The organism is Microcystis sp. LE19-41.2A (assembly GCF_027530405.1).
Taxonomy (GTDB): Bacteria; Cyanobacteriota; Cyanobacteriia; order Cyanobacteriales; family Microcystaceae; genus Microcystis; species Microcystis aeruginosa.
The window spans coordinates 1-4264 of record NZ_JAPZQJ010000479.1; the positions used below are offsets into that span (position 1 = coordinate 1).

The 4264-nt window shown below is 42.1% G+C and carries 5 protein-coding genes and 1 pseudogene; 1 reads left to right on the forward strand and 5 read right to left on the reverse strand.

All coding sequences use genetic code 11. The features are described 5' to 3' along the window. Positions 1–149: 149 nt before the first annotated feature. Together O9290_RS20335 and O9290_RS20340 are read right to left on the reverse strand one after the other, a co-directional pair. Positions 150–536 (reverse strand): annotated as a pseudogene (locus tag O9290_RS20335) (Uma2 family endonuclease); the annotation flags it as partial. A 24-nt stretch (positions 537–560) separates the two neighbouring features. After that, positions 561–1202, reverse strand: a complete 642-nt coding sequence (locus O9290_RS20340; RefSeq protein ID WP_288087472.1) for a Uma2 family endonuclease — start codon at positions 1200–1202, stop codon at positions 561–563. A gap of 121 nt (positions 1203–1323) precedes the next feature. Here O9290_RS20340 and O9290_RS20345 point away from each other — a divergent pair, with 121 nt between their 5' ends. Further along, entirely contained in the window at positions 1324–2481 is a 1158-nt protein-coding gene (locus O9290_RS20345) for an NAD(P)/FAD-dependent oxidoreductase (RefSeq protein WP_288054652.1), read from the forward strand. A gap of 271 nt (positions 2482–2752) precedes the next feature. Here O9290_RS20345 and O9290_RS20350 read toward each other — a convergent pair whose 3' ends face one another. The 3 genes from O9290_RS20350 to O9290_RS20360 form a co-directional block, all read right to left on the reverse strand. Next, positions 2753–3028, reverse strand: coding sequence for a hypothetical protein (locus tag O9290_RS20350; RefSeq protein WP_002732855.1), 276 nt, complete (start codon positions 3026–3028; stop codon positions 2753–2755). Between the two features lie 548 nt (positions 3029–3576). After that, complete coding sequence (locus O9290_RS20355; protein WP_288087475.1) at positions 3577–3711, reverse strand: hypothetical protein; 135 nt, start codon at positions 3709–3711, stop codon at positions 3577–3579. A 150-nt stretch (positions 3712–3861) separates the two neighbouring features. Continuing rightward, a partial coding sequence (locus O9290_RS20360) for a tetratricopeptide repeat protein (RefSeq protein WP_288087477.1) occupies positions 3862–4264 on the reverse strand: 403 nt, incomplete at its 5' end.

Sequence of the window (4264 nt, forward strand, 5' to 3'; positions counted from 1 at the left end):
ATTGCGGGGATCGGGGGGAAAATTCCTGGACTTTTTCCCTGAAAATTAGGTAGTTGACCACCTGAAAATCGATGAAACCCCACACCCCACACCCCACACCCCACACCCTGCCCCCAGGAAAAGCTTTTTCAGCAAACCCTACCTAAGTCTTTTGAGATTTCAATGACTAAATCTGGTGGGGGATACTGATTTAAATCAATCATCGAAGTACCGTAGGGAATCAGATTAGCTTTCTCTGCAAAATAATAAGATATATCCGGTTGGAATTCTCGATAACCAGACTTGCGAAAACTGCAATTATCTTTGGCATTAAAGGCCAAATTTTTTAGGGTAGCATAGAGACTAACAGCGAAGATCAAAATAGCATGATCGCTGGCATGATCGTTACCAATAGGAGTCATTTCTAATCGATAATAGCCATTGTAATAATAACTTTTTCCTTGATTTTCTGGGAAGTTTTTAATTGCTTCTAAGTATTCTTCCCAACTAGCTTTAATCCATAAATCTGTCGAGATAGTAGTTTCTAGCTGTTGCATAATATTAGCCTCGATTTTATGGGGTTAACCTTGAAATTGACTGATTAACCAACGTCCCACCTGACTTTGATCCTTGCTGCGTGCCTGTTGTAAAGCTGACTCTAAAACCGCAAGTCTTAAATTAGGTAAAACCTTTGATATATCAATTCTTTTGCTACCTCGATCGATTATTTCAAAAGCGAATATTTGAGGATCATCTACCTTAACACTCCAGTATTCACTAACCCCTAATTCTTCGTAGAGTAAGCGTTTATTACCTAAGTCATCATTGAGGGTAGATTTTGAGATTTCAATGACTAAATCTGGTGGAGGATACTGATTTAAATCAATAATCGAAGTCCCATTTGGTATCAGATTCGCTTTCTCTCCTAGATAGTAAGATATATCTGGCTGCACTTCTCTAATTCCTCTTTTGCGATAGGAACAAGTAGGGAGTCCTTGAAAAGGAATTTCTTTGAGGATAGCGTAGAGACTCACCCCCAAAAAGACAACGTGATGATCTCTAGCGTGTTCAAATCCAATAGGAGTCATTTCTAATCGATAATAGCCATTGTAATAATAACTTTTTCCTTGATTCTCTGGGAGGTGGTTAATTGCTGCTAAGTATTCTTCCCAACTAGCTTTAATCCATCGGTCAGTTATCCCCTTAGTTTCTAACTGTTGCATAGTTATCCAGTCCCGCTTTCAACTTTTCCTCTAATTATAGCAATTATTGCTTAAATCAGAACCAGGGAACTGAGCAAGTATAATGATAGAATAGATTAATTGAGAAAAAATTAGCCCAATTATGACCACAACTTATGATTACATAATTATCGGTGGTGGTATCACCGGTTCCGCCTTAAGTTATGAACTAGCTAACCTAGGCAGTCGAGTCCTCTTATTAGAAAAAGAAACCCATCCCCTCAACGCCACTTTCTACAGTTACGGGGGTTTAGCCTATTGGTCGGCCACCACAGAAATCGAGAGAAAATTATATCAAGAAGGTCGAGAAATTCAGCGCAATTTATCCCAGGAATTGGGCATAGATAACGAATACCGGGACATAGAGCTAATTCTCACCGTGAACCCCGAAGATGATCCAGTCGCTGTGGCCGAAAAATTTGCTATCTTTGCTATTACCCCCGAAATTCTCGATCCGCAAGCAGCGATCGCTTTAGAACCTCTATTAAATCCCGCAGCTATCTCCGGAGTTTTACGACTGCCCCACGGTCACATTAACGCCGAAAAAACTAATCTTGCCTATCAACAAGCTTTCCTGCGTCTGGGAGGCAAGATTATTCGGGAAGCTGTCATCGAATTAATTGAAACTGCATCGAGAATTACCGGCGTAAAAACTCCTAAAAATAATTATTATGCCGGGGAAACTATCGTTTGTGCGGGGGGATTAACTCGGTCTTTACTGCAAAAATCCGGTATTACTGCTCCCGTCTATTTTACCCATGCCCAGGTGATCAAAATTCCCCCCAGCGAGATCAAATTAAACACCCTAGTTATGCCCGCAATTCCTGCCAGATTGGTATTAGAGCAAAAAATTACCCAACTAGAAAATCAGGGCATTTGGCAGAGAGAAACCCCAGAAATAATTGCCAGTGTTTTAGAAACGGGGGCGGTACAATTCCGGGATCAAAGCCTTTATCTAGGGCAAATTAGCGCCATTATCACCGATCCAGGCGGGAGTTTAAACCCTCTGGCGGGGGAAAAAGCAATACGCGCCGCCGTGGGGACATTGCTGCCCTCTTTAGCCTCTCTCCCCGGCAGCTGTCATCATTGCCTAGTGGCCTTTGCTCCCTCGGGACGGCCCCTAGTGGGAGCGATCGCAGATAAAGTGGGATTGCAGGTATTTTCTGGCTTTACCAGTACACTTGTATCGGCTCCGCCCCTGGCCCGACGTTTTGCGCGTCATCTGCTGGGGGAAAATGACGAGATAATTAGGGTTTGCTGAAAAAGTTTTTCGTGGGGACAGGGTGTGGGGTGTGGGGTGTGGGGTGTGGGGTGTGGGGTGTAGGTTTTTACCCATTTTCATCTGGTAAATTACCTAATTTTCAGGGAAAAAGTCCAGGGATTTTCCCCCCGATCCCTCCCAGATCTGGGACTTTTTGATTGACCAAAAGTCTAAAAGTCTTACCCAACAAGGTTTTTAGATTTATTTAGCAAACCCTAATTGCTAATTGACAAAAGTCAAGAGAGAAATTAACTGATGGTTGCCATTAATCCTAATCGACTTTTTCTAACTGCCAAAGAATTTGGTTTCCCTCCCGTCTGACCCGGGAGATTACCCAATTTCGCCACGGCCAATGGTCGCCTCGACTGGTAACGGCGCCCGGATTAATATCCATTAAATCCGCCACTTCGGCGCTGGTAATCAAATAACCGCGATTGGCCACTTCATCGGCAATGCGTAGGGTTTCGATCAGATGTCTTAGCTGGTCAACTCTTTCTCCCCGGGGTAATTGGATTTCATCGCCAGCGCTATTAGGTGGTTCATTCATGGTGATGGTCTGGTCAAAGTTGATTAACAACAAAAATTGTCGGTTGAGGCAAACAAGCAAGCTTCCCCTATCGTTATTCTATCGATTTCATCAATAATAGTCCTGATCAAAACAGTCCTATCCCGTCACATCTTTACTAAAACCCCAAAAACCCCTTGACAAAAAACACAAAATATAGTAGGGAAATCAGGGAAAGTGGTTAGCGGTCACTAGACCTCTTGCAAAAGTCTTAAGTCGATCCTTGTACAGCAACATTTTTGAAGATTATCAACTACTAATAAATAATTAACTGAAAGTCCCTCCCATTATTGTTTCTATCGTTTGTTTTCGGATTTATGCAAGAGGTCTAATAACGTTTGTCTGGATGTTGTTAAATTTTCTCTTGACAAAGGCGGCTTGACAGGATACTATATTCATAATGGAAGATCCGTGCGCCTACAGACCCTCTTTTCAAATGGTCTTAACTATGATTGGTTCATTCAATCAATCTTCATCTCTAATCCACTCTTAACTAGCTCCCTAGTCATAGTTCATCATTCCAATCACTGTCAATGGTGGTGGTGGGTTACTGGACTAGGTAATAGGTGTAGGGGTAATTCATGAATTACCCCTACAATAACGTTTGTCTGGATGTTGTTAAATTTTCTCTTGACAAAGGCGACTTGACATGATACTATATTCATAATGGAAAATCCGTGCGCCTACGAACCCTCTTTTCCAACGCTCTTAACTATGATTGGTTCATTCAATCAATCTTCATCTCTAATCTACTCTTAACTAGGTTCCTAGTCATAGTTCATCATTCAACATTCCAATCACAGTTAAGACTGTTTTCAGGGATGAGGGGGTTTTGGTTTCAACATCTCCACCACCTCATCGGGAAACCGTTGTCTTAATTCTGCTTCGGGTAATTGGGATAACATCCTCAGATAATTCCGATAAACGGTTTGGGTATGGGGATGATTCTCCCCTAATGCTTGGGTAGCAATATTAATCGCTTCTAGATAGAGAGGTTCCGCTTCTGTGTACCTGCCTTGGGATTGGTACAAGTATGCTAAATTGTTGAGGGAATTTGCCACATCGGGATGATTGTCTCCTAAGAGTCGTTTATACAAATCTAAAGCTTCTACAAGGAGAGGTTCTGCTTCTGTGTACCTGCCTTGGGAATAGTACAAGTATGCTAAATTGTTGAGGGAATTTGCCACATCGGGATGATTGTCTCCTAAGAGTCGTTTT